Origin of the sequence: Wolbachia endosymbiont of Mansonella perstans (assembly GCF_020278605.1) — a bacterium.
GTDB lineage: Bacteria > Pseudomonadota > Alphaproteobacteria > Rickettsiales > Anaplasmataceae > Wolbachia.
On the sequence record NZ_JACZHU010000151.1, the window covers coordinates 1 to 765 of the forward strand.

Below are 765 nucleotides of genomic sequence, written 5' to 3' on the forward strand. Positions count from 1 at the left end.
AGGCTTGAGATCAACTTATCATCTTGATAGTTCTCAACACGTAAAAAAGATTTAACTTCTTCCAAAGTAACCGGAAGAAATTTAGATTTGGATTTACGTTGTACGTGTATCTTTGGTGAAGTAGACATAGTAACCTCCTGTTTATGTATGACTAAAACTTGTTATCCCAACCGCTGGATCTATGCTGTAAATAAATCACAGGCAAACTTATCTTAGCTAAATTTCTCGCATTTAATATTAAGTTAAATCTGTATGGTAGCAACCCTAAGTGCTTGAAACTCTTGATTTGCTATAAGTCCTTTATCGTATGTTTACTACATTGAGGAGAGAAGGTATTAAAGCTGTTTCTCCCTTTTTGCTGATAAAATTTGAACTTACAGCATATTCAACTAGGCTGGATTTCAGCGAGTTAACACTAGTAAGCAAACTGTGAGATTTTTGCATGATATCGCATGTGATATTTTCAAGTTCATGCGCAAATTTATCTTGAGCTACGATGGCTATATCTTCAATTTCTTCATTAAATTCCTCCAGCTTTTTTTCCTTACTCTTAAGGTTTTTTGAAAAAGCCTTCATACCATCCAACTTAACTATTATTATGATTATAATGACAATGAAGAAACTACAGAAGCAAAAAATTTATGCCAACCTGTTGCTACGTAAAACGAGTGTTGTCTCCAAGCGTTTCTCTTCCCTATCATCCAAGTAGTTCCTTTTCCTGTCATCCAAGTGACTTTTTTTGTCATTCCAGTACTTGATACTAGG

The 765-nt window shown here is 34.4% G+C and carries 1 protein-coding gene; it reads right to left on the bottom strand.

Annotated features, from left to right (window positions below; all coding sequences use genetic code 11):
- Positions 1–300 precede the first annotated feature (300 nt).
- The gene (locus IHO13_RS05555) at positions 301–576 is read right to left on the bottom strand and encodes a hypothetical protein (protein ID WP_225538640.1); all 276 of its coding nucleotides are present in this window, start codon (positions 574–576) and stop codon (positions 301–303) included.
- Positions 577–765: the final 189 nt, after the last annotated feature.

Bases quoted from the DNA above. Each gene is read 5' to 3' on its own strand.
- IHO13_RS05555 (WP_225538640.1), bottom strand. From the start codon at position 576: ATGAAGGCTTTTTCAAAAAACCTTAAGAGTAAGGAAAAAAAGCTGGAG.